Annotated in this window: 18 protein-coding genes; 11 read left to right on the top strand and 7 right to left on the bottom strand. The window is 66.0% G+C overall.

Annotation, left to right across the window (positions count from 1 at the left end; genetic code table 11):
- Window positions 1-300: 300 nt before the first annotated feature.
- Together RZN05_RS04105 and RZN05_RS04100 are read right to left on the bottom strand one after the other, a co-directional pair.
- The gene (locus tag RZN05_RS04105) at window positions 301-1,662 is read right to left on the bottom strand and encodes a glycoside hydrolase family 88/105 protein (RefSeq protein WP_317225352.1); all 1,362 of its coding nucleotides are present in this window, start codon (window positions 1,660-1,662) and stop codon (window positions 301-303) included.
- Window positions 1,663-1,767: 105 nt separating this feature from the next.
- Entirely contained in the window at window positions 1,768-2,958 is a 1,191-nt protein-coding gene (locus tag RZN05_RS04100; protein ID WP_317225351.1) for a Gfo/Idh/MocA family protein, read from the bottom strand.
- 100 nt (window positions 2,959-3,058) lie between these two features.
- On the opposite strand from RZN05_RS04100, the gene RZN05_RS04095 reads away from it, so the two are divergent.
- From RZN05_RS04095 to RZN05_RS04055, 9 genes are read left to right on the top strand one after another with little or no spacing between them, the layout of a single operon-like run.
- Complete coding sequence (locus tag RZN05_RS04095) at window positions 3,059-3,451, top strand: c-type cytochrome (RefSeq protein ID WP_394804814.1); 393 nt, start codon at window positions 3,059-3,061, stop codon at window positions 3,449-3,451.
- A gap of 25 nt (window positions 3,452-3,476) precedes the next feature.
- The gene (locus RZN05_RS04090; RefSeq protein WP_317225349.1) at window positions 3,477-4,520 is read left to right on the top strand and encodes a sugar phosphate isomerase/epimerase family protein; all 1,044 of its coding nucleotides are present in this window, start codon (window positions 3,477-3,479) and stop codon (window positions 4,518-4,520) included.
- 39 nt (window positions 4,521-4,559) lie between these two features.
- Entirely contained in the window at window positions 4,560-5,864 is a 1,305-nt protein-coding gene (locus RZN05_RS04085) for an MFS transporter (RefSeq protein ID WP_317225348.1), read from the top strand.
- A complete protein-coding gene (locus tag RZN05_RS04080) occupies window positions 5,861-6,769 on the top strand; it encodes a hydroxypyruvate isomerase family protein (RefSeq protein WP_317225347.1) in 909 nt (302 codons plus the stop codon). Before RZN05_RS04085 ends, RZN05_RS04080 begins: the two co-directional genes overlap by 4 nt.
- Window positions 6,770-6,780: 11 nt before the next feature.
- Window positions 6,781-7,608 carry a 3-keto-disaccharide hydrolase gene (locus tag RZN05_RS04075; protein WP_317225346.1) on the top strand — a complete coding sequence of 276 codons (828 nt, stop codon included), beginning with the start codon at window positions 6,781-6,783 and terminating at the stop codon, window positions 7,606-7,608.
- Complete coding sequence (locus RZN05_RS04070; protein ID WP_317225345.1) at window positions 7,605-8,168, top strand: gluconate 2-dehydrogenase subunit 3 family protein; 564 nt, start codon at window positions 7,605-7,607, stop codon at window positions 8,166-8,168. The genes RZN05_RS04075 and RZN05_RS04070 overlap by 4 nt, the downstream gene beginning before the upstream one ends.
- Complete coding sequence (locus RZN05_RS04065) at window positions 8,165-9,004, top strand: sugar phosphate isomerase/epimerase family protein (protein ID WP_317225344.1); 840 nt, start codon at window positions 8,165-8,167, stop codon at window positions 9,002-9,004. The genes RZN05_RS04070 and RZN05_RS04065 overlap by 4 nt, the downstream gene beginning before the upstream one ends.
- 17 nt (window positions 9,005-9,021) lie before the next feature.
- A complete protein-coding gene (locus tag RZN05_RS04060) occupies window positions 9,022-10,698 on the top strand; it encodes a GMC family oxidoreductase (protein WP_317225343.1) in 1,677 nt (558 codons plus the stop codon).
- Window positions 10,699-10,718: 20 nt separating this feature from the next.
- Window positions 10,719-11,975 (top strand): FG-GAP repeat domain-containing protein, encoded by a 1,257-nt coding sequence (locus RZN05_RS04055; RefSeq protein WP_317225342.1) that lies wholly within the window; start codon window positions 10,719-10,721, stop codon window positions 11,973-11,975.
- Between the two features lie 111 nt (window positions 11,976-12,086).
- On the opposite strand, the gene RZN05_RS04050 is transcribed toward RZN05_RS04055, so the two are convergent.
- Window positions 12,087-13,418, bottom strand: coding sequence for an MFS transporter (locus tag RZN05_RS04050; protein WP_317225341.1), 1,332 nt, complete (start codon window positions 13,416-13,418; stop codon window positions 12,087-12,089).
- 64 nt (window positions 13,419-13,482) lie between these two features.
- On the bottom strand, window positions 13,483-14,430 hold the full coding sequence (locus tag RZN05_RS04045; protein WP_317225340.1) for an ROK family protein: 948 nt from the start codon (window positions 14,428-14,430) through the stop codon (window positions 13,483-13,485).
- 122 nt (window positions 14,431-14,552) lie between these two features.
- Between RZN05_RS04045 and RZN05_RS04040 the strand changes: the two genes are divergently transcribed.
- Both RZN05_RS04040 and RZN05_RS04035 read left to right on the top strand, forming a co-directional pair.
- Window positions 14,553-15,881 carry a sugar porter family MFS transporter gene (locus RZN05_RS04040; protein ID WP_317225339.1) on the top strand — a complete coding sequence of 443 codons (1,329 nt, stop codon included), beginning with the start codon at window positions 14,553-14,555 and terminating at the stop codon, window positions 15,879-15,881.
- Window positions 15,882-15,912: 31 nt separating this feature from the next.
- On the top strand, window positions 15,913-17,097 hold the full coding sequence (locus tag RZN05_RS04035) for an ROK family transcriptional regulator (protein ID WP_317225338.1): 1,185 nt from the start codon (window positions 15,913-15,915) through the stop codon (window positions 17,095-17,097).
- Window positions 17,098-17,183: 86 nt separating this feature from the next.
- On the opposite strand, the gene RZN05_RS04030 is transcribed toward RZN05_RS04035, so the two are convergent.
- From RZN05_RS04030 to RZN05_RS04020, 3 genes are read right to left on the bottom strand one after another with little or no spacing between them, the layout of a single operon-like run.
- Entirely contained in the window at window positions 17,184-19,502 is a 2,319-nt protein-coding gene (locus tag RZN05_RS04030; RefSeq protein ID WP_317225337.1) for a GH92 family glycosyl hydrolase, read from the bottom strand.
- Between the two features lie 14 nt (window positions 19,503-19,516).
- Complete coding sequence (locus tag RZN05_RS04025) at window positions 19,517-20,941, bottom strand: glycoside hydrolase family 125 protein (RefSeq protein ID WP_317225336.1); 1,425 nt, start codon at window positions 20,939-20,941, stop codon at window positions 19,517-19,519.
- Window positions 20,938-23,286 carry a GH92 family glycosyl hydrolase gene (locus RZN05_RS04020; RefSeq protein ID WP_394804778.1) on the bottom strand — a complete coding sequence of 783 codons (2,349 nt, stop codon included), beginning with the start codon at window positions 23,284-23,286 and terminating at the stop codon, window positions 20,938-20,940. The genes RZN05_RS04025 and RZN05_RS04020 overlap by 4 nt, the downstream gene beginning before the upstream one ends.
- Window positions 23,287-23,308: the final 22 nt, after the last annotated feature.

Genomic DNA, 23,308 nt, shown 5'->3' with positions numbered 1-23,308 from the left:
CAGCCGCCCCGCAGGAGGTCAACTCGATGGTGCACCGCTTTGGCGAACGCCTTACCCCGGCGTTGTAGGCGGCCTCGATCAGCCGTGGCCGGCTCGCGTCCAAACTCGGCGTGGACAAGTCGCTGGTCGGGCGCGGTCTGGCTGTCGGCGCACGATCACCAGCGGCTGAGGCACCTGTTGACGCGGCTGCCCCGAACGCACGCTGCTGGATTGACCAAAGTGGTGTTCCTTGACGGGTTGCTGCTCGCGACCGGCAACGCCGTGACTGTCACAGATCGTCGATACGGCCGCGCGGAACCGCTAGCGGAACAACAGGTTCTCGCGCGGCCCCGCCGCGTCCTTGCGCAGCAGCGCGATGATCTCGGCGCCGGCGAGCAGCACCGGGCCATAGCCATGCGCCGCGCGGACGTGGCGCGGGCGGAAGTAATAGAAGGCCGGATCGAACCCCATGCCGGTGCCGACGCAGACGTCCTCGACTTCGCCCGCCGCATTGACCTTGGTCGCCACGGCGTTCCAGGCGAGCACCGCCACCGGCGCATAGGCGCGGCGATCGATCCAGCCGCGGTTGATCGCGCGGGCGAGCGCATAGGCGTACATCGTCGAGGCCGAGGTCTCGAGATACGAATCCGGCCGGTCGAGCAACTGGTGCCACAGCCCGGTGCCCGATTGGAGCCGCGCCAGTCCCGCGGCGTGTGCGCGCAACTGATCGAGCACGGCGGCGCGGCCGGGATGGTCCTCGGGCAACACCTCGAGCAGTTCGATCGTCGCGACGATCGCCCAGCCATTGGCGCGTCCCCAGAAGAAAGCGGGGTGCGGGTCCATGCCCTCGACCCAGCCGTGCCGGTATAGCCCCTTCTCGCCGACGAACATGCGCTTCGAGAATTGCAGGATCTGCCGGACGGCGTCGTCGAAATAGCGGCGCTCGCCGGTGAGCGCGCCCATCTGCGCGAGTGCGGGGACGCTCATGTATAGATCGTCGAGCCACAGGCTGCCCGGCATCGGCACCTGGCGGGCGAGCGTGCCGTCGAACAGGCGGAACTGGCGGTTGAAGATCCAGTCGAGATAGATGTCGATCTGGCTGCGCCCCTGCGTCACCACGCCCGCGCGATGCGCCTTAATCAGCGCCGCCGCCATCGCGCCGGTATCGTCGAGCCGATCGGGCGCGAGCATCTGGCGGACGGGAGTCTGCTGGGCGTCGGTTTTCTGCCGGCGATACCGCGTGGCGAGATCGACGACGGTCCCCAGCCGATCGGCGACATAGCGCGTGTAGCGCGCATCGCCGGTCACCTCCGCGGCGAGCAGCGCGCCCGAATAGGTCACGCCCCATTCGTAGCTGGTCAGGCGATAGGCCGATCGGAGCCGCGTGCCCGCGGGCAGTTCGCCGCCTACGCGCACCTCCTTATCGGCGGCATCGACCAGCACCGGCGAGGTCTCGCGTTCGATATAATCGAACGTGCGGTCCATTACTGCCTTGACCGCAGCTTCGGAGGGTCGGCCATACGGCACCGGATAGCCGGGCTTGAGCCGGGTCGGCGCGTCGGCGACGTCGGTCACCGGATCGCGATGCATGCCGCCGGCGGGGCCCGCCAGTTGCGCTTGCGCGGCGGGAGCCACCGCCAGCAACGCCGGCAAACACGCAATCCGGATCGCGCTTCGCGACATCGTCCCCTCCATTTGCTGCCGTGCACAGTTCAATCTGTGGCACGTTATGCCACATGATGGCACCACGATCCGCAGCCGAACGCAAGCGGCAAATGGTTGGGCGCGTTAGCCCCGGCCCGCAGCGAGCACGTCGGCGAGCGAGGTCCATTTGGCGTCGCCGGCGCTGTTGGCGATCATCGCCTCGATGAAGGTCATCGTGCGCAGGCCGTCGGCGATGCCGGGAAACCAGTCGGCCTCGCCACGCTGCGGCGGGGTGGTCGCGCCGCCCTGGAGCGCGCGGCCGAAGCTGCGGTAGAGGTTGGCGAACGCCTCGATATAGCCTTCGGGGTGGCCGGCAGGGGTGCGCAGCCGCGCGGTCGTAAGCGAATCGAGCCCTGGGCCGCCGGCACGGACAATCTCGGCAGGGCGATCGAGCCACCGCAAGGTGAGCGTGTTGGGCTCCATCTGCGACCAGTCGAGCCCGCCCTTCTCGCCGTGGACGCGGATTCGCAGCCCGTTTTCGTCGCCTGCCGCGACCTGGCTCGCCTTGAGCACGCCGCGCGCGCCGCCTTCGAGCCGGAGCAGCGCCGCGACGTCGTCGTCGAGGCGGCGGCCGGGGACGAAGATGCTGAGATCCGCGCTGACCGCCTCCACTGCGAGTCCCGAGACGTGCTCGGCGAGCTGGAAGGCATGCGTGCCGATATCGCCCAGGCACCCGCCGAGCCCGGCGCGCGCGGGATCGGTGCGCCATTCGGCCTGCTTCTGGCCGTCACGGTCGATCGCCTGGCTGAGCCACCCTTGCGAATATTCGACCTGGACCAGCCGGATCTTGCCGAGATCGCCGCGCGCGACGCGCGCCCGCGCCTCCTCGACAAGCGGATAGCCGCTATAGGTGAAGGTCAGGCCATAGAGCCTGCTGCTGCGCGCCACCGCCGCCTCGATCGCCAATGCTTCCTCGAGGTTCAGCGCCATCGGCTTTTCGGACATGACGTGGAAGCCGGCGTCGAGCGCGGCGATCGCCGCAGGGGCGTGGAGATGGTTGGGCGTGACGATCGCCAGTGCCTGCATCCGCTCGCTCTCGGGCAGCGCCGCCTCGCCCGCCAGCATCGCTTCGAGATCGGGGTACGCGCGGGTGGACGGGAGCCCAAGCCCTGCAGCGCTACGCTGGTTGCGCGCGGCATCGCTGCTGAACGCACCGCAGACCAGCTCGAATTCGCCGTCGAGCGCGGCCGCCATGCGGTGCACCGCACCGATGAATGCGCCCTCGCCGCCGCCGACCATTCCGTAGCGTAATCTCGGCTGGGTATTCGTATGCATTGGCGCTCCTCATGTCGATTTTATCTGGTAAATGGTTGCGCGTCGCATCGGCAACCGCTTACATGGCGTCGTACCGATCGTTGCCAGACCGGAGAGGATAATGAAATCTCTGTTCGTGATGCTGCCAGTTGCAGCAACACTTTGCGTAGTTGGATTGACAACGTTGCCGCTCCGCGCAGCCGAGCCGCCGCAGAATGCGGGCGCGCAAGCGTTCGCCGCATGCCGGGCCTGCCATACGCTACCGGCAGGTGCGCGTAGCGGGTTGGGTCCCAATCTCAACGGATTGTTCGGCCGCAAGGCGGGTTCGGTCGCGGGGTTCAACTACAGCCCGGCGCTCAAAAAATCGAACATCACCTGGAACGCGCAGACGCTGGACAAATATCTTGCCGCGCCGAGCCAGATGGTGCCCGGCACGCGGATGGTGATCAAGGTCACCGATCCCGCCAAGCGCGCCGCGCTGATCGCCTATCTCAAGGCCGAAACCTCGAAGTGAGCGTGGATCGCAAGGGAGCGGTGGCATGAAGGGTCCGGCGGTTTTCCTCGCGCAATTCATGAGTGACGCCGCGCCATTCGACACGCTGCCCTCGGCGGCGCGCTGGATGGCCGATGCGGGCTATGTCGGGGTTCAGATTCCGACCTGGGACAGCCGCTGCATCGACCTGAAACAGGCGGCCGAGAGCCAGGATTATTGCGACGAGCTTGCCGGCACCTGCCGCGAGGCTGGCGTCGAGATCACCGAGCTCTCGACACATCTTCAGGGTCAACTCGTCGCGGTACACCCAGCATATGATGTCGCGTTCGACGCGTTCGCGCCGGATGCAGTCAAGGGCAAGCCCGACGAGCGCCAGAAATGGGCAGTCGAGCAGCTGCATCTCGCCGCCAAGGCGAGCCGGCGGCTGGGGCTCAAGGCGCATGCCACCTTCTCGGGCGCGCTCGCCTGGCCCTATCTCTACCCTTGGCCGCAGCGCCCCGCGGGGCTTGTCGAGGAAGCGTTCGGCGAGCTGGCGAAGCGCTGGCGGCCGATCCTCGATGCGTTCGAGGAGCAGGGCGTCGATTTGGCCTATGAAATCCATCCCGGCGAGGATCTGCACGACGGAGTGACCTTCGAGCGGTTCCTCGCGGGCGTAGACAATCATCCGCGCGCGAACATCCTCTACGATCCGAGCCACTATGTGCTGCAGGCGCTCGACTATCTGTCGTTCATCGACATCTATCACGAGCGGATTCGGATGTTCCACGTCAAGGACGCCGAGCTCAACCCGACCGGGCGCTCAGGCGTCTATGGCGGATTCCAGGACTGGGTTGACCGTCCCGGCCGCTTCCGGTCTCTCGGCGACGGCCAGGTCGATTTCGGCGGAATCTTCTCCAAGCTGACGCAGTACGGCTACGAAGGCTGGGCAGTGCTCGAATGGGAATGCTGCCTCAAGCATCCCGAAGATGGTGCGCGCGAAGGCGCCCCGTTCATCGAAGCGCACATGATCCGCAAGGCCGACAAGGCATTCGACGATTTCGCCGGCGGCAGCGATCCGGGGCTCAACCGCAAGCTGCTCGGGCTGACCTGACGGTCGAAGCCTGCAAGAAAGAATATGGGGAGGGAAGCGATGGCCGAGAGAACGATAAACCGGTCGCGATTGTTCTGGTTGGGCGTGCTCGCGCTGTTCACTGCGGCGTCGAGCCTGGCGATCCGCGGCGCGATCGCCTCCGGGCTCAAGAGCGAATGGATCGATCCGATCAACTCGCTCCAGGCCGGCGAACTGCTGGCTGCCGCGCTCGGCGCAGCGTTTCTCAGCTTTTCGATCACCGTGTTCGTCGCCAGTGCGTTTCTCGACCAGATCGGGATGAAGCGCTGCTTGCTCGGCGCCGGCTTCTGCTTCATTTTCGGCCCTCTACTGATCGTCTTCGCCGGCCACCTCGCTACCGGGATGACCATCTATACCCTGGTGTGGCTCGGCATGCTGCTCAGCGGCATCGGCTGGGGGCTGACCGAGGCGACGATCAATCCGCTGACCGCGCAACTCTATCCCGAAGACACGACGCACCGGCTCAACGTGCTCCACGCCTGGTTCCCCGGCGGGATCATCGTCGGCGGTCTGATCGGCTTCTTCTTCTCGGCGACCTTGCCCTGGCAGGGCATCATGGCGCTGGTGCTGGTGCCGGCAATCGCGACCGTAGTGCTCGCCGCCACAACCACCTTCCCGCCCGCATTGCGCGCCGAGAGCGGCGTCAGCTTCGGCGAGATGGTGAGCGAAGTGTTCCGCCGGCCGAGCTTCTTCATCTGGTTCGGCGCGATGTTCCTGACCGCCGCGTCGGAGCTCGCGCCTGGCCAATGGATCGACGTTGCCCTGACCAACCGCGTCGGCATGCGCGGCATCCTGCTGCTGGTGTACGTCAACGCGCTGATGTTCGTGTTCCGCCATTTCGCGGGCCGACTGGCCAACAAGATCTCCAATCCGGGGCTGCTCTGGGTCTCGAGCCTGCTCGCCGGGATCGGGCTGTTCATGCTCGCACAGGCGCAGACGCCGGTAACTGCGGTACTGGCTGCTACCATATGGGGCCTCGGTGTCTGCGTTATGTGGCCGACGATGCTCGCCTCGGTTGCCGAGCGGTATCCGCGCGGCGGGTCGTGGGCGCTCGGGCTGGTTGGATCGGCGGGGGCGCTCGCCAGCTTCTTTGTGCTGCCGCTGCTGGGCGGGATGTTCGACCAGGCAAAGATCGAGTTCGCCGGCGGCCCCGAGGCCTTCGCGGCGCTGACCGGTGCCGCCAAGCTGGCAGTCGAGGACGCCGCGGCGTCGGTGTCGTTCCAGAGGCTCGCGATCCTGCCGGTGGTGCTGCTGGTGGTGTTCGGGTTCATCTGGCTGCGCGAGCGCGGAAAGTCGCGCGCGCAACTGGCAGGCGAAGCGGCGTGAAATTCACGCGGCGATCCGCATTGGCTGCCGGCTTTGCCACCGCCGGTGCGGCGACGACGGGGCGGGCTGCGCCGGTGCAGAACGCCGCGCGGTTCTCATTGGGATTCGCCCCCCACGAAGGGAGTTTCAAGAGCCGCGGCAACCGGATCGAGCAGATCGCCTATGCCGCCGACCAGGGCTTCACTGCCTGGGAAGACAATGAGGCGGCAGGTCGCAGCATTGCCGAGCAGACCGCAATGGCGAAGGCGCTGCAGCAGCGCGGCATGAAAATGGGCGTTTTCGTCGCAAGTATGCCCAAATGGGTCGATTTCCGTCCGGTACTGGGCGGAAACGACGATGGCGATCGCCAGGCGTTCCTGGCCGACATCCGCGCCTCGATCGACGTCGCCAAGCGGCTCGACGCCAAGTGGATGACGGTGGTCACCGGCTTTCTCGACCGCAAGCTGCCGGTCGAGATCCAGACCGGGCGGATCATCGACACGATGCGTCGCGCCGCCGATATCGTCCAGCCGCATGGGCTGGTGATGGTGATGGAGCCGCTCAATACGCTGGTGAACCATCCCGGCGTGTTCATGCAGACGATCCCGCAAGGCTTTGCGGTTGCCAAGGGCGCGAACAGCCCGGCGGTGAAGGTGCTCGCCGACCTGTATCACGAGCAGATCCAGGCGGGGAACCTTATCAACACGCTGCAAAGCTGCTGGGACGAGATCGGCTATATCCAGTTCGGCGACAATCCCGGCCGCAAGGAACCGGGGACCGGCGAGATCAACTATCGCAACGTGGTCCGCTGGCTGCGCGCGAAGAAGTTTGCTGGCGTCATCGGCATGGAACATGGCAATTCGATCGACGGACGTGCGGGCGAGGAACGGCTGATCGCCGCCTATCGCGAAATCGACGCGGCATGAGGGAGGAAGCAGTGAAGCGCATCGCATGGGCTGCCGCGGCTGCGGTAGCGGTAACAGCGGGGAGCCCTGCCGCCGCGCAGGACAAGCCCGGCTTCAAGGACACGCCCACCTTGCCGGGTGGCAAATGGCTGGTCCACGACGCCGACCGCCCCTACCCCAGCGTCGTGACTCCCGCATCGGTGCCGGGCGGCGCACCTTCGGATGCGGTCGTGTTATTCGACGGCAAATCGCTCGACAAATGGCAGGCGCAGACGACGCCGTGGACGATCAAAGACGGTGCCGCCACATCGGTGCCGCGCGCGGGCGGCGGCAGCGAGAACGCGCTGGTGAGCAAGCAAAGCTTCGGCAACGTCCAGCTCCACCTCGAATTCCGCTCGCCCAATCCGCCGACCAAGACCTCGCAGGATCGCGGCAACAGCGGCATCTGGTTCATGCAGCGCTACGAGATCCAGATCCTCGACGGCTATCAGAACCCGACCTATGCCGACGGCACGGTTGGCGCGATCTACGCCTGGAAGCCGCCGCTGGTGAACGCGTCACGCAAGCCGGGCGAATGGCAGAGCTACGACGTGGTGTTCGAGCGCCCGCATTTCGGCCCAGACGGCAAGCTGCTGCGCCCTGCCTACGTCACTGCCTTCCTCAACGGCGTGCTGGTGCAAAATCGCCAGCCCTGGCTGGGCACGACGATCTGGCGGAAGGTTGCCAAATACGAGGCGCATGCGGATGCAGCGCCGATCCAGCTCCAGGACCATAATTCGCCGGTCTCTTTCCGCAACATCTGGGTACGCCCGCTGTCGGAAGCGGCAGCGAGCTACGACTTCGAAGGTGACGTGAAATGATTACAATCGATCGCAGAGACGCCCTTGCCGGCATCGTCACGATGTTCGGCGCCAGCCTGTTCGCCCCGATCGCCCGCGCGGCCGGGCAGCAGGTCGTACCGATCAGCGACGGTCCGCCCAGCGCGCCGGTGTTCAACGCCGAGCAGCGTGCGCTGATGACTGCGCTGAGCGAGCGCGTGATGCCGACCACCGACACGCCCGGCGCGATCACCGCAGGCGTCCCCGGCTTCATCGAAAAGCTGCTCGCCGACTGGGCCAGCCCGAACGATCGCAAGCCGATCCTCGCCGGGCTCGACACGATCGGCGCGCGGGCGCAGGCCGACTACAAGGTCGTCGGCTCCAAGGCGACGCCGGCGCAGCACGACGCACTGCTCACGCTGGCGATGGAAGACAAGCTGCCCGGCGGCGCGGACTTCTTCGAGAAATTCCGCCAGCTCGTCGTCACCGGCTATTTCACTTCCGAAGTCGGCATCACCCAGGAGCGCGAATATCTTCCCGTTCCAGGTCGCTACGACGGCGCCTTCCCCTTCTCCCAGGTCAACAAGGTCTATTCGTCATGATGATCAACCGACGGCAATGGATGGCGGGCGGCGCCGCGCTCGCAACGACGCTCGCCGCCGGCCCTGCGCTGGCGGGCGCGAAGGGGCGGAAGCCGATAGGCATACAGCTCTACACGGTGCGCGAGCTGTTCTCGAAGGATCCGGCGGGCACGCTCGCGAAGATCGCCGGCATCGGCTATCGCGAAGTCGAGTTCGGTGGCGGCGGCTATGACAAGCTCGACCATGTCGAGCTGCGCAAGACGATGGACAAGCTGGGGCTCAAATCGCCGTCGCTGCACATCGGCTATGACGCGCTCGCCGGCGATTTCGACGGCCAGGTCAAGATGGCCAAGACGCTGGGCGCCGACACGGTGATCCTTCCCTGGATGGGAGAGGCGCAGCGCACCGCCGAGGGCTGGAAGACGGCGGTCGCCAATTTCAGCCGCTGGGCCGAACGGCTCAAGGCGTTGGGCCTCGGCTTCGCCTATCACAACCATGATTTCGAGTTCACGGTGAAGCCCGAGGGCCGCAGCCTGTTCGACCGGCTGGTGGCGGACACCGATCCCGCGCTGGTCAAGCTCGAGCTCGACCTGTTCTGGGCAGTCGCCGCGGGCGAAGACGTCAAGGCGATCATCCGGCGCAACGCGGGCCGCATCTATGCCTATCACGTCAAGGATCGCACCGCCGACGGCAAGATGACCAGCGTCGGCAAGGGGACGATCGACTTCGCGGACATCTTCACGCTCAATCGCACTGCGGGCGTCAAGCATTTCTATGTCGAGAACGACCAGTCCCCCGCCCCCTATCTCCCCGACATCCAGACCAGCTTCACCACGCTGCGTCGGCTCGTCGCCTAACTCGAGGAACCAGGCAAATGGCCGAAAAATTCGATGCGATCGTCATCGGCTCCGGAGTGAGCGGCGGATGGGCGGCAAAGGAACTCACCGAAAAGGGCCTCAAGGTCCTGATGCTAGACCGTGGCGTGATGGTCGAGCATGGCGAGGATTACGATTATGACGGCAAGCCGGCATATGAGATCCCCGCGCGCGACATGATGCCCAAGGCACTGGTCGAAAGCGATTATTTCATCGCCAAGCACGGCTACGTCTCACCAGCCAACCAGAAATACTATAATAACGACCGGTTGAATCCCTATGCCTATGACGAGGGCGACAAGTTCTACTGGATCCGCCCTGCGGCGGTTGGCGGCAAGTCGCTGATCTGGGGACGGTGGAGCTTCCGCTGGGGCGAAGACGATTTCGCGGCCAACAAGCGCGAGAATATCGCGATCGACTGGCCGATCCGCTACGACGACATTGCGCCGTGGTACGACTATGTCGAGAAGTATATCGGCGTCTCGGGCTCGCGCGAGAACCTGCCCCATTTGCCCGACAGCCAGTTCCAGCCGCCGATGCAGATGAACATTGCCGAGAAGTGGGTGAAAGAGCGGCTCGAATCGTCCATGCCCGGACGCAAGCTGATCAACACCCGCCTCTCGAACATGACCGAGGACAAGGAGGCCCAGGGCCGCAGCAAGTGCCAGTTCCGCAACCAATGCGGGCGCGGCTGCTCGTTCGGCGCCTATTTCTCGACCCAGGCGGTCACCCTGCCCGCGGCGCGCGCCACCGGCCGGCTGACGCTGCGTCCGGACTCGGTGGTCTCGAACCTCGAATATGATCCCAAGACCAAGAAGGTCACCGGCGTTCGCGTGGTCAATACCAAGACCAGGCAGGCCGAAGTGATCCCGGCGCGGATGGTGTTCCTCTGCGCCTCGGCGATGGCATCGACCCAGATCCTGATGAATTCGCGGATCCCGGGCAGTGGCAAGAGCCATTTCGATACCAGCGGCACGCTGGGCAAATATGTGATGGATCACATCTTCCGCGTCGGTATCTCGGGCGACATTCCCGGCATGACCGACTTCATCGAATATGGCCGCCGCCCCGGCGGGGTCTACATCCCGCGCTTCCGCAATATCGGCGGCGAAGAGGGTGTCGGCTTCAAGCGCGGCTATGGCTATCAGGGCGGCGCGCGGCGCGATCCGCTGCCGCCGAAGGGCTTCGGCGCATCGATGAAGCAAGGCATGCGCGGCTATGGCGGGTGGAAGTTCGGCATGGGCGCATTCGGCGAGTGCCTGCCCTATGAGGACAATCATGTCAGCCTCCACCCCGACAAGGTGGACCGCTTCGGCATCCCGCTGATGCGCTTCGACGTCACCTTCCGCGACAACGAGCTCAAGATGATGAGCGACGCGCGGACCGAGGGCGAGAAGATGCTGCGGGCGGCGGGGCTCACCAACGTCACCAGCGAGCGGCGCGAGCACGTCCCCGGCGACGCGATCCATGAGATGGGCGGCGCGCGCATGGGCGCCGATCCGCGCCAGTCGGTGCTCAACAAGTGGAGCCAGGCGCACGACGCAGCGAACCTGTTCGTCACCGATGGTGCGCAGATGGCGTCGGTCTCGTGCGTCAATCCGTCGCTGACCTTCATGGCGCTCACTGCGCGCGCGACCGACTATGCGGTCAAGCAGATGAAGGCAGGGGCGATCTAAGCCACAAGGGAGCGGCGGGAATGGGTTCACGTACAAATGACCCCAGGCACCGCCGCCCGCTGGCATGGGCGCTCGCGCTGCTGAGTGCGAGCGCCTGCCACGCGCAGACGCCGGAAGCCCCGGCGACGCAGACCCGGTTCCTCGACGTCACCGCCACGCATGTCCCGCAGGCGCCCGAACTCCATGCGCTCGATATCGCGCTGGTCGACGTAGACGGCGACGGCGATCTCGATGCGGCGCTGGCCGTCGAAGGTGCGCCCAACCGGCTGTATATCAACGACGGAAAGGGGCGCTTCACTTGGCGCGAGGGCGCGCTAGGCACGCGCGCGCACGATGCCGAGCATGTCCGCGCTGCCGATTTCAACCGCGACGGCCATATCGATCTGGTGTTCGTCGCCGAGGACGATCGCACGCACCAGCTGTTTCTCGGCCGCGGCGACGGCAGCTTCATCGACGCGAGCGACCGGCTGCCGAAAATGAGCGTCGGTAACGGACTCGCGGTGGGCGATGTCAACGGCGACGGGCTGCCCGACATCGTCGTCGGCAATTCGGGGATCAGCGGCGTCAAGGACGAGGACGGCGGGCGCAACTTCCTGTGGCTGAACGATCCCAAGCGCCCCGGCTGGTTCGTTGATGCTTCCAACAGTCACCTGCCCGAGATCGCCAACAAGGCGCAGGGCGTCGCGCTTGCCGATCTCGACGGCGATGGCGATCTCGACATGGTCGTCGCGACTGAGGCGCCCCCTACCCGCCTCTTCCTCAACGATGGCAAGGGCCGTTTCACCGACGCCTCGGACCGCCTCGACCAGCTCACGCCGCTCGAGACACGCGAAGTCCATATCTTCGACGCCAATGGCGACAAGCGGCTCGATATCCTGCTGCTCAACCTGACGAGCAATGCCGGCAAATGGGAGAAGGATCCGCAGGCGCGGCTGCTGATGCAGGACGCCAAGGGCCGCTTCGTCGACGAGACTGCGGCACGGCTGCCCGCCAACCGCTTCTCGAGCTGGGGCGGCGCGGTGGTCGACTTCAACCGCGACGGGCACCCCGACATCATCGCCGGCGCGATCGACGTGCCCGGGTTCAAGCCGATGCAGGTCCGCGCCTATGCCAATGACGGCAAGGGGAGGTTCCGCGACCTCACCGCGGCGACGATCCCGACCGTCACCCAGGGCCGGAGCTGGAGCATGGCGGTCGGCGACGTCGACGGCGACGGGATCGCCGACCTGTTCATCGGCGGCTGGGGCACCCAGGCGCGGTTGCTGCTGGGCAGCTAACCGCTGCTTCACCATCCCACCGTTCGTTTCGAGCGTAGTCGAGAAACGGATCTGGGTACTGGTGGCCGTTTCTCGACTTCGCTCGAAACGAACGGATGGGGGTGGCGTACCTCAGTGTAGCGATACGCCCTGCGCCTCACGGCGGAGGATCGGTGCGCGGCCTGCGAGGAAAGCGAACACGCACAGCGCCGCATAGCACGCCGCCGGCACGATCAGCGCAAAGGCATAGCCATTGGCGTCGGACAATGCGCCGACTAGGAGGGGCAGCAGTGCGCCGCCAACGATCGCCGTGCAGAGCAGTCCTGAGGTAGATTCGACCGTGCCGGTGGAGCGTTCGAGCGTGAGGGTGAAGATCACCGGGAACATAATCGAGTTGAACAGGCCGATCGACAGTGCGACGAAGCCTGCGGTCACCCCACCGACGGCGAAGACATAGAGGCACATCGCCGAGGCGATCGCCGTGAATAGCGCGAGCAGCAGATGCGCGCGGACGCGGACGAGCAGCGCCGAGCCGATCGCGCGGCCGACCATCGCGCCAAGCCAGTAGAGCGCGACGGCCTTGCCGGCTTCCTGGAGCGACACGCCGGGGACACCGTCGCTGCCCATCAGATAGCCGAGCACCGGCACGCCGAACGCCGCGTCCGAGCGGCCCCACACGCTATTGTCGTTGAGCAGCAGCGCCATCTGGGTTCCGATCGCGACTTCGGCGCCGACATAAAGGAAGATCGCCAGCCCGCCGAACAGCGCCCAGCGCGAGTTGAGCGCCGAGAACAGCCCCGCGGTCGAGGCGACCGGCGGCGCGGCCGAAGTGACGATCCGGCGGCTGAGCCAGAAGAACAGCGCGAGCGCGGCGATCAGCCCGCAGATCCACAGATAGGCCGAGTCAATCCCGGCAAGCGCCTGCGCGCGCACCGCATCGGTGATCACTTCGCCTTTCTTCACTTCGACGCCCTTGAGGAACAGGTGGGCACCGAGCAACGGGCCGAGGAAGGTGCCGAACGAATTGAAGGTCTGGCTGAGCGTCAGCCGGAGGTGGCTGTAGCGCGGATCGCCGAGCGCTGCGGCGAGCGGGTTGGCAGCAACCTGCAGGATGGTGATCCCACTGGCGAGGATGAACAAGCCGAGCAGCACCAGGGTGAACACCGCGAGATTGGCCGCAGCGAGCATCACCAGGCAGCCGGCGATCATCAGCCCCAACGCAATCAGGATCGTCGGGATCGACTTGGCACGCGAGAGCAGTGCCGCGGCCGGGAACGAGACCAGGCCATAGGCCGCGAAGAAGGCCGAGGCGGCGGCCTGCGCCTGAAAATTGGTCAGCGTGAAGATGCCCTTCACCGATGCGACCAGCGGATCGATCAGCGAAGTGATGAACCCCCAGGCGAAGAACAAGGTGGTGACGGCGGCGAATGCCAGCGTGGTGCTCGTCGAGCTCGAACGCGCCAAGGGCTTATCCTTCCTGGTCTCGCGGGCTGTTGCCGCCCGCATTTGTTGTGCTTGGTTGCACGGCTCAGCCGGCTTTGCCAGCCGCGATGGCCAACGCGATCGAGCCGAGCGGCCCCGCCATGCCGTCTAGCGCCGGCCGGCAGACATACTGCTCGCCCTCGGGGAGTTGCATATAGCCGTTGAGACTCTTTGCGAGCGCGTCTTCGATCCGCGCGAGCAGATGCGGCTGGGCCGTGAGCACGCCGCCGCCGATCGCGATTCGGCGCGGCGCGGCGCCGCACACCAGAGCGTGCGCCATCGCCGCGATATATTTGACGATCGGCTCCCACACCGGATCGTTCTCGGCAAGCTCGCTCACCCCGCGCCCGGCAAGCCGGGACACCAGCGCCGAGCCCGAAGCGAGTCCCTCGACGCAATCGTCGTGGAAGTTGCAGACGCTGGGATGATCGTCGGAGGCGAGCCGGGGCACGCGCATATGGCCCCATTCGCTGTGCGCGAAGCCACGGGTCGGCTGGCCGTGGACGATGAGGCCGACGCCGATGCCGGTGCCGATCGTCACATAGGCGAAGTCTTCCATCCCCTGCCCGCTGCCCCAGGCGATCTCGGCCAGTGCCGCGCCGTTGACGTCGGTATCGAGCCCCACCGGCACGCTGAACGGCGCCGATAGCGTTCCGAGCACGTCGGTGCCCGGCCAGCGCGGCTTGTTGGTCGCGAGAATCTGGCCATAATCGGTCGACCGCGGATCGAGATCGATCGGCCCGAACGAGGCGATGCCGAGTGCCGCAAAACCGCCCTTCGCATCCCAATCGTGCAGGATCGCAAGCAAAGCGGGCAATGTCTCGTCCGGGCTGGTGGTCGGCACGGTGCGCTGGTCCAACACCCGATCGGGTCCGAACGCCAGCGTGCAGACGCATTTGGTGCCACCCAGTTCGACCCCCGCATAGGGCAATGCGCCGGCCGCAGCGCCGTCCGATACGTCCACTGCCTCGGACGACGACGATGCGTTCGACATACCCCTCCCTTTCGCGGCTATTGTCCGCCTGTGAATCCCTGGGCTTGCGCAGCCCTGTCACCGCATTAATAATCCAAATTTCATAATTCAATGGCCGAACAACGGTCGGGGAGAGGAAAGCGATGAGTGCAGCAGGCAACAAGCTGAACCCCTCGGCGATTATCGCCGCCAGCCTGGCTGGGCTGCTGTTCGGATTCGATACCGCGGTGATCGCCGGGGTGACCGACGCATTGCGCGGGACGTTCGAACTTTCGCCGGCGCAACTGGGCGCCGCAGTCTCCGCGGCTCTGGTCGGAACGCTTGTCGGCGCGCTCGGCGCGGGCGGGCCCGGCGACCGGCATGGCAGCCGGACCGTGCTGGTCTGGATCGCGATCGCCTATATCGTCTCGGCCGTGGGATCGGCGTTCAGCGGCGGGCTGGCGATGCTCGTCGCGTTCCGCTTCCTAGGCGGGCTCGCGATCGGCGGTTCTTCAGTGCTCGCGCCGGTCTATATCACCGAAGTGAGCCCGCCCGCGCGGCGCGGCATGCTCGTCGGCTTCTTCCAGCTTAGCATCGTGATCGGCATCCTCGCCGCCTACGTCAGCAATTTCCGGATCGCGCAGGCGATCGAGGGCGACCTGGCATGGCGGATCAAGCTCGGCGTCGCGGCGGTGCCCGCGCTGATCTTCCTCGCGCTGCTGCTGCGCATTCCGCACAGCCCGCGCTGGCTTGCGCATCGTGGCCGCACCGACGAGGCACGGCAGGCGATCGGCACGCTCTCGATGGGAGATCCCGATGTGCTGCTCCCGCAATTCGCCCGGGGCGCGACGGCGCCGGGCGACGATCGGCTCAGCTGGCGACTCCACCGCAAGCCGATCCTGCTCGCGATCGCGCTGGCGATGTTCAACCAGCTCTCAGGGATCAATGCGATCCTCTATTATCTCGGCGACATCTTCGCCGCGGCGGGGTTCGACAGCGTCTCGGCCGATCTCCAGGCCGTGGCGATCGGCGTGGCGAACCTGTTCGCGACGATCCTGGGTATGGCGGTGATCGACCGGGTCGGACGCAAGCCGCTGCTGCTGGTCGGTGCGCTCGGCACCGCGGTGGCGCTCGCCGCGGTGGCGCTGATCTACTCGACCGGTCAGGGCCAGACGCTGCTGCTGCCCGCGCTGATCGGGTTCATCCTGTTCTTCGCGATCTCGCAGGGCGCGGTGATCTGGGTGTATCTCTCCGAGATCTTCCCCACCGCGGTGCGCGCGCGGGGCCAGTCGCTGGGCAGCGCGACGCATTGGGGCGTGAATGCGCTGATCGCATTCGGCTTTCCTGTGGTGGCACAATATACCCAGGCATTGCCATTCTGGCTATTCGCGGGCGCGATGCTGGTGCAGGCTGGTGTGATCTGGCGCTATTTCCCCGAAACGCGCGGGGTGGCGCTGGAGACGATGGAACGGACAGTCGAGGGTCAAGGATGACAGGCTTGCACAAGATGGATAGCGCCGACGCATGACGGCCACCACCCGCACGCGCCCGCGGCTATCGGGCACCAACCTTGAGCGCGCTGCCGATCACAACCAGCGCGTGACGCTCCACGCGATCCGCGTGCTCGGCCCGCTCACCCGCGTCGAGCTCGCCGGAATCACCGGGCTGACCGGCCCGGCGATCGCCAACATCACCAAGCGGCTGTTCCAGGACGGCCTGATCGACGAGGCCGGGCAGCGCCGCGGGGGGCGCGGCCAGCCGCCGACCAAGCTCGTCGTCCGCCCCGACGCGTGCTATTCGATCGGCGTCAATATCGACCGCGATCATATCACGTTGGTGCTGGTCGATTTCTCGGGCGAAACGCTTACCCGCGTCTCCGAGGAAGTCGATTTCGCGCTGCCCGACCAGGTTCGCGCGCTCTACCGGAAATCGATCAAGAACATGCTCCGGAAAGCGGGAGTCGATGTCGCCAAGGTGGTAGGGATCGGCGTCGCGGTGCCCGACGATCTCGGGCGCGTCGAGTTGCCCGGCCGCCCCGCCGACTATGCAGCGTGGGACAAGACCAACATGGCCGCGCTGTTCCGCGAACCGCTCGACCTGCCGGTGTTCGTCGAGAACGACGCCGCCGCCGCGGCGATGGGCGAGATGCAGCTCGGGCTCGGCCATACCAACAACAGCTTCTTCTATGTACTGATCTCGTCGGGGCTCGGCGGCGGGCTGGTGGTCGACGGCTCGTATCTGCGCGGCGCCGACGGGCGCAGCGGCGAGCTCGGCTTCATGCGCGCGGCATCGGGCGAAGAGGTCCAGCGGATGGTCTCGCTGTCGGGGCTGGCGCGCCATCTCGAGAGCAACGGATGCAAGCTCGCCGACGTGATGGGCGCCGCCGACGCAAACGACGCGACCAACGCCTGCGTCGCCGCATGGATCGAGGATGCGGCACGCCAGCTTACCGTCCCGCTCGACGCGATCAACTGCCTGATCAACCCGGCGGCGGTGCTCATCGGTGGCCGGCTGCCGACTGCATTGCTCGAGCGGCTGGCCGAACGCGCCAACGAGCTGATGCAGGAGCGCGCCGGGGTGTTGCCGACGGTCGCGCCGGTCATCCGTGCCGCGCTGTCCGAGGATGCGCCCGCCGTGGGCGCAGCGATCCTGCCGTTCAGCCACTTCCTGCTGCCCAAACAGGCGGCTCTGTGGAAGGCTTCGGCCTGACCGATGTGCTCCGGCGAAGGCCGGAGCGTTGGGAGGCGCCGACCTTAGCTACCCAGCGCTCCAGCCTTCGCCGGAGGACGCTGGTTCTAAGCGGCCCCGCGCCCGAACGACGGCGGCCGGTCCGCCTTGGCGGTGCCGAAACGCGAAGGCGTGTTGCCCATCACGAACTCCAGCTCGCCGCCCTTCACCAGATCGGCATGGTCGATCCAGTTCTTCGTCCAGGGCTTGCCGTTCCAGCGCACCGACTGGACATAGGGCGCGTCGGCGGCATTGCCGCGGGCGATCACGCGAAGCGTCCGCCCCTGCCCCAGCCGCACCTCGGCCTTGTCGAACAGCGGCGATCCCAGCACGTACACCGCGCTCACCGGATCGACCGGATAGAAACCGAGCGCGCTCAGCACGAACCACGCACTCATCTGGCCGCAATCGTCGTTGCCGATCTCGCCGTCGGGATCGGCCTTGTACATTTCGGTGCACAGCCGGCGGATCATCGCCTGGGTCTTGGCGGGCGCGCCGGCATAAGCGTAGAGATAGGCCACGTGGTGGTTGGGCTCGTTGCCGTGCGCGTACTGGCCGACGAGCCCTGAAATGTCAGGCGGCGCGTTCTCGGGCAGCGTCGAGGGCGCGTTGAACAGCGCGTCGAGTTGCTTCTCGAACGCCGCGTCGCCGCCGAAATGCTCGATCAGGCCATAGACGTCGTGCTGGTTGAGGAAGGTCGCCTGCCAGCCATTCGCCTCGGTATAATCGCGGTGCTTCTTGACGTCATGGCCGATCTGGATTGGGTCGTAGTTCGCCCACCAGCTGCCGTCCGAGAATTTGGGCTTGGCGAAGCGCGTCTTGGGATCGAGGACGTTGCGATAATTGCGGCTACGTTCACGCAGCTTCGCGGCGTCATCCTTCGCCCCGGCAGCATCGGCGAGCACCGCCATCGCCCAATCGTCATAGGCATATTCCTGGGTACGGCTGACCGATTCCCAGATCTTGTCGGCAGGGATGTAGTTCAGGTCGTAATAATATCCGCGGCCTAGCGAGCCGTCGCTGTCCTTGAAGGTGCGATCGAAGGCACGGCGGCGGATATTGGGCCAGGCCGCGGCATAATCCGCCTGTATGCCCTTGGCCTTCGCCTCGGCGAGCACCGAGACCGAATGCCAGCCGATCATGCAGCCGGTCTCGATCCCCTGGAGCTGCCAGACCGGCGGGCCACAGGGGCTCTGCTGGGTTTGGCGGATCAGGTCGCGGGTGAACATCGCCGCGCGCTCGGGCTGGACCAGCGTCAGCAGCGGGTGCAGCGCGCGATAAGTGTCCCATAGCGAATAGGTGCTGAACGCCGGCGTGTCGGCGGGCGCCTGATGGACCTTGGCGTCCATGCCGACATAGCGGCCGTCGCGATCGGTGAAGAGCGTCGGCGCGAGGAAGCAGTGATAGAGCGCGCTCGCCATGATCGTGCGCTGGTCGGCGCTGCCGCCCTCGACGCGGACGCAATCGAGCTCCTTCGCCCATGCGCGGCGCGCGGCGGTGGCGGCGCGATCGAAATCCCAGCCGGGTGCCTCGGCAGCGAGCGCGGTCTTGGCGCCCGCGACGTCGATCGCCGAAACGCCGGTCTTGACCAGGATCGGCGCGCCACCGGCCTCGTCGAAGAACAGGGCAAGCTTTAGCTTGTTGCCGGTGACGCCCTTGGCGCCGGCAGGCTTGTTGCCGTCGCCGAAGAATTCGACACGGCTCGGGCGGCGCGAGAGCTGGAGCGCGAAGTGGATGTGGCGCCCCTTGGCCCAGCGATGCACGCGCCGGCTGCCGGTGATCACGCCACTCGCGTCGATCGACAGCGAGGCCTGGTCGACGATCGTGCCCTTGTCCCACACGTCGAGGATCATGTGGGCGAAGTCGATCAGGATGTGCCCAGGCCCTGCCGGGAAATGATAGCGGTGGAGCCCCGTCCGCTCGGTGACGGTCAGCTCGGCCAGGACGCCGGACTCGAGCTTGACGCGGTAATAGCCGGGCTCGGCATGTTCCTCGGAGAAGCGCTGGCGATAGCCCGTGTCGGGATCGTCGAGCTTCCCGGGATCGAGCTCGAGCTTGCCGCGCGTCGGCACCACCAGCACGTCGAGCATGTCGCCGATCCCGGTGCCGGAGAGGTGCGTGTGCGAGAAGCCCATGATCGAGGTGTCGGTGCGGTGATAGCCCGAGCACGCGTCCCAGCGCGCATTGTCGGTATCGGGGCTCAGCTGGACCATCCCGAAAGGCAGCGACGCCCCCGGAAAGGTATGGCCGTGCCCGCCGGTGCCGATGAAGAGGTCGGGCTTGGTGGCAGCCGGAGCCCGCTGCCCGCGGGCCAGGCCGGGCGTCGACGAGACGAGCGCTGCCAGCCCCGCCCCTGCGAGCAGCTCGCGACGATTTGCGGCGATCATCGGTCTTGCTCCGGTCAGAGGCGCTGGCCGAGCAGCGCCGGCGCGCGCTTCTCGATGTCGAGGATCAGGTCGCCGAACAGCCCGTTGGCCCAGGCGAACCAGCTGCGGGTGAATTTGGTCGGATCGTCCTTGTGGAAGCTCTCGTGCATGAAGCCGGTGCCCCCATGCGTCGCCTTGAGCGTCGCAAGGCACTTGCCGACCACTGCGACGTCGTCGTTCATGAGGGCCCGCGTAATGAGCGACATCGGCCAGATCATGTCCATCCCGATATGCGGCCCGCCGATCCCCTCGGCGATCTTGCCCTTGAAGAAATACGGGTTGCGCGGGCTCCACGCGAGCGCGGCAGTGCGGCGATACAGCGGATCGTTACGCTCGGCCGAGCCGAGCAGCGGCAGCGCCGACAGGCTGGGCACATTGGCGTCGTCCATGAAAATCGCATTGCCATAGCCGTCGACTTCGAACGCCCAGACCTCGCCGCCCTGGCCATCGGGCATCTTGCCGTGCGCGTCGAGCGCCTGGCGCACCTCGGCGGACAGCGCCTCTGCATCGGCCGCCGCAGTGGTGTCGCCGCGCGCCTCGCGCAGCACCGTGGCGAGCATCTTGAGCGCCGAGACTGCGAACAGGTTCGACGGGATCAGGAACGGGAAGACGCAGGCATCGTCCGAGGGGCGGAAGCCCGAATGGATCAACCCGACCTTCTTGGTCGGCGCGCCGAAGCCTGCGAACATCAGCGTCTCGGTCGGCGAGGGATCGACACGCTGGAAGTGATAGCCGCCGGGGCCGTCCTTGCGCTGCTGGTCGCGCAGCGTCGCCACCGCGAGCGCCATCGCCTGCCCCCACAGCGCATCGAACGGGGCCTTGTCCCGCGTCGCGGTCCAGTACGCATGCGCCAGCCGCATTGTGTAGCAGAGCGAATCGATTTCCCATTTCCGCTCGGCGACGCCCGGCTTCATGTCGGTCTTGTCGTTGATCGCCGGCAGGTTCGACTTCGCGGTCGGATCGCGGGTGTAGGCGTTGGCGAATGGATCGAGCAGGATGCACCGCGCCTGGCGCTGCATCGCGCCGTGGAACAGCCGGCGGAGATCGGCGTCCCTAGGAGTCAGGTGGACATAGGTCTGGAGCTGCGCGGAGCTGTCGCGCAGCCACATCGCGTCGATGTCGCCGGTGATGACGAAGGTGTCGGGCTTGCCGTCGACTTCGCCGAGCGTGACCGTGGTGTCGAGCGTGTTCGGGTAGCAATTCTCGAACAGCCAGGCGAGTTCGGGATCGACGATCTTCTTCTTTACCCGCGCGATCTCGGCCTCGACCGCCTTGCTGGTGAAGCGGCGCTCCGCCACCGGCGGGCGCTTGCTCACCAGTCCCTGCGCGAACGCCATGCGGGGGAGCCCGGCAGCCAGCGCGACACCGCCCGCGCCGGCGATGATTTCACGACGGTTCATTTGGCCGCTCCCGGTGCGCTCATCGAGAAGGGCGCCGCCGACTTGCTCGCCCCCCATGCCTTGTTCGGCGTCGGCCCCATCACGAAGCGCAGCGTGCCGCCGCCTTGGAGCGCCTCGCGGGTGAGCCAGGTCTTATCGTGCTTCTTGCCGTTGAAGGTGACCGACTGGATGTAGACATTCTGCGCGCTGTTGTTGGCCGCCTGGATCGTCAACTTCTTGCCGCCCGGCATGGTCAGCTCGACATTCTGGAACAGCGGGCTGCCGATCGCATATTCGCCGACCGCCGGGGTGACCGGATAGAAGCCCAGCGCGGAGAACACGTACCAGGCCGAAGTCTGGCCATTATCCTCGTCGCCCGGATAGCCATCGGGCGCAGAGGAGTAGAGCTTCTTCATCACGTTGCGGGCGTGGAACTGCGTCTTCCACGGCGCGCCGGCCCAGTCGTAGAGATAGATCATGTGCTGGATCGGCTGGTTGCCGTGCGCGTAATTGCCCATGTTGACGATCTGCATCTCGCGGATCTCGTGGATCGTCTGGCCATAATAGCTGTCGTCGAACAAAGGCGGGGTCGAGAAGATCGAGTCCAGCCGATCGACGAACGCCTTGTCGCCGCCCATCAGGTCGGCGAGCCCCTGGACGTCCTGCATCACCGACCAGCTGTAATGCAGCGAATTGCCCTCGGTGAAGGCATCGCCCCACTTCAGCGGGTTGAATGGCGTCGACCAGCTGCCGTCCTGGTTGCGCCCGCGCATCCAGCCCGACTGCTTGTCGAACAGCTTCCGGTAATTCTGCGCCTGTGCCGCGTATTTCTGCGCGTCCTCGGTCTTGCCGAGCGCTGCGGCGAGCTTCGAGATCGCGAAATCGGCGGTGGCATATTCGAGCGTGCGCGCCGCGCTCTCGTTGATGCCGACGTCATACGGAACGTAGCCGAGCTTGTTGTAGAGCTCGACGCCTTCGCGGCCGACCGCAGTGAGCACCCTGCCCCGATTGTCGCGCGGGCGCCCTTCGGACGTCGTCGCGTTCTTGACCATCGCCTCGTACAGCGTCTCGACATCGAAGCCACGCACGCCGTTCAGATAGGCGTCGGCGATGAGGATCGCCGAGTTCGATCCGATCATCACGTTGCGGTGCCCCGGGCTCGCCCATTCGGGGAGCCAGCCCGATTCCTTGTAGGTGTTGACCAGCCCCTGCATGATCTGGCTGTCGACCTCGGGATACATCAGCGCGAAGAAGGGGAAGACCGCGCGCCACGTGTCCCAGAAGCCGTTGTCGGTGAACAGCGGCCCCGGATGCACCTTGCCGTCATAGGGGCTGTAGTGAACCGTCTGCCCCTGCGCATCGACCTCATGGAAGGCGCGCGGGAATTGCAGCATGCGGTACAGCGCCGAATAGAAGGTGCGGCGATTGTCGATATCGGGATCGCTCACCTTGATCCGCGAGAATTCCTTCTCCCAGATCGCCTTGGCCTTGGCCTCGGTCTGGTCGAAGCTGTCGCGGCCCACTTCCTGCGCGAGGTTGCGCTCGGCCTGCTCGAGGCTGATGAACGACGAGGCGACCTTGACGCCGACCTGCTCGCCCTTCCTGGTCTTGAAGCTCACTACCGCGCCGACATGCGCGCCTTCGCTCTTGGCATTGTCGCGAAGCTGCCAGTTCTCGTCCCAGGTGCGGCTGACGGTGAAGTCGCGGTCGAACTCGAGCACGAAGTAGTTGTGGAAATTGGCCGGCACGCCTCCGCTATTGTTGCGGACGTAGCCGGTAATCCGCCGCCGCGCCTTGTCGACGGTGACCATCGAGCCCTTGTTGTACGCGTCGAGCAGGATGTGCGCATCGTCGCTTTCGGGGAAGGTGAAGCGGAACTGCGAGGCGCGGCTGGTCGGCGCGACTTCGGCAGTCACGTCGTAATCGGCGAGATAGACCTTGTACTTGTACGCCCGGCTCTCCTCGGCCTTGTGGCTGTACCACGAGGCGCGGTCCTTCTGCTTGAGCTTGACCGGGCCAGTCATCGCCATCAGCTCGAACGCGGCATAGTCGTTCATCCACGGGCTGGGCTGGTGGGTCTGCTTGATCCCGCTGATCTTGTTGGCGTCATAGGTATAGCCCCAGCCATTGCCCATCTCGCCGGTGACCGGGGTCCAGAAGTTCATCCCCCACGGCACCGCGACCGCGGGATATGTGTTGCCATAGGACAGTTCGTAGCTCGAATCGGTGCCCATCAGCGGATTGGCGAGATCGACCAGCCATTCCTTCTGCGCCGACTGGGCGTGCGCGGCGATGCCGGGCAAGTACAGCCCGGTGGTCGCGAGAAGGGCGACGCCGATACGCAGCGATCGAGCAAAGGTCTTCAAAATACGTCTCCCCCAGAATTGC

The organism is Sphingomonas sp. HF-S4 (assembly GCF_032911445.1).
GTDB lineage: Bacteria > Pseudomonadota > Alphaproteobacteria > Sphingomonadales > Sphingomonadaceae > Sphingomonas > Sphingomonas agrestis.
This window is presented reverse-complemented; position numbering and strand designations above follow the sequence as displayed.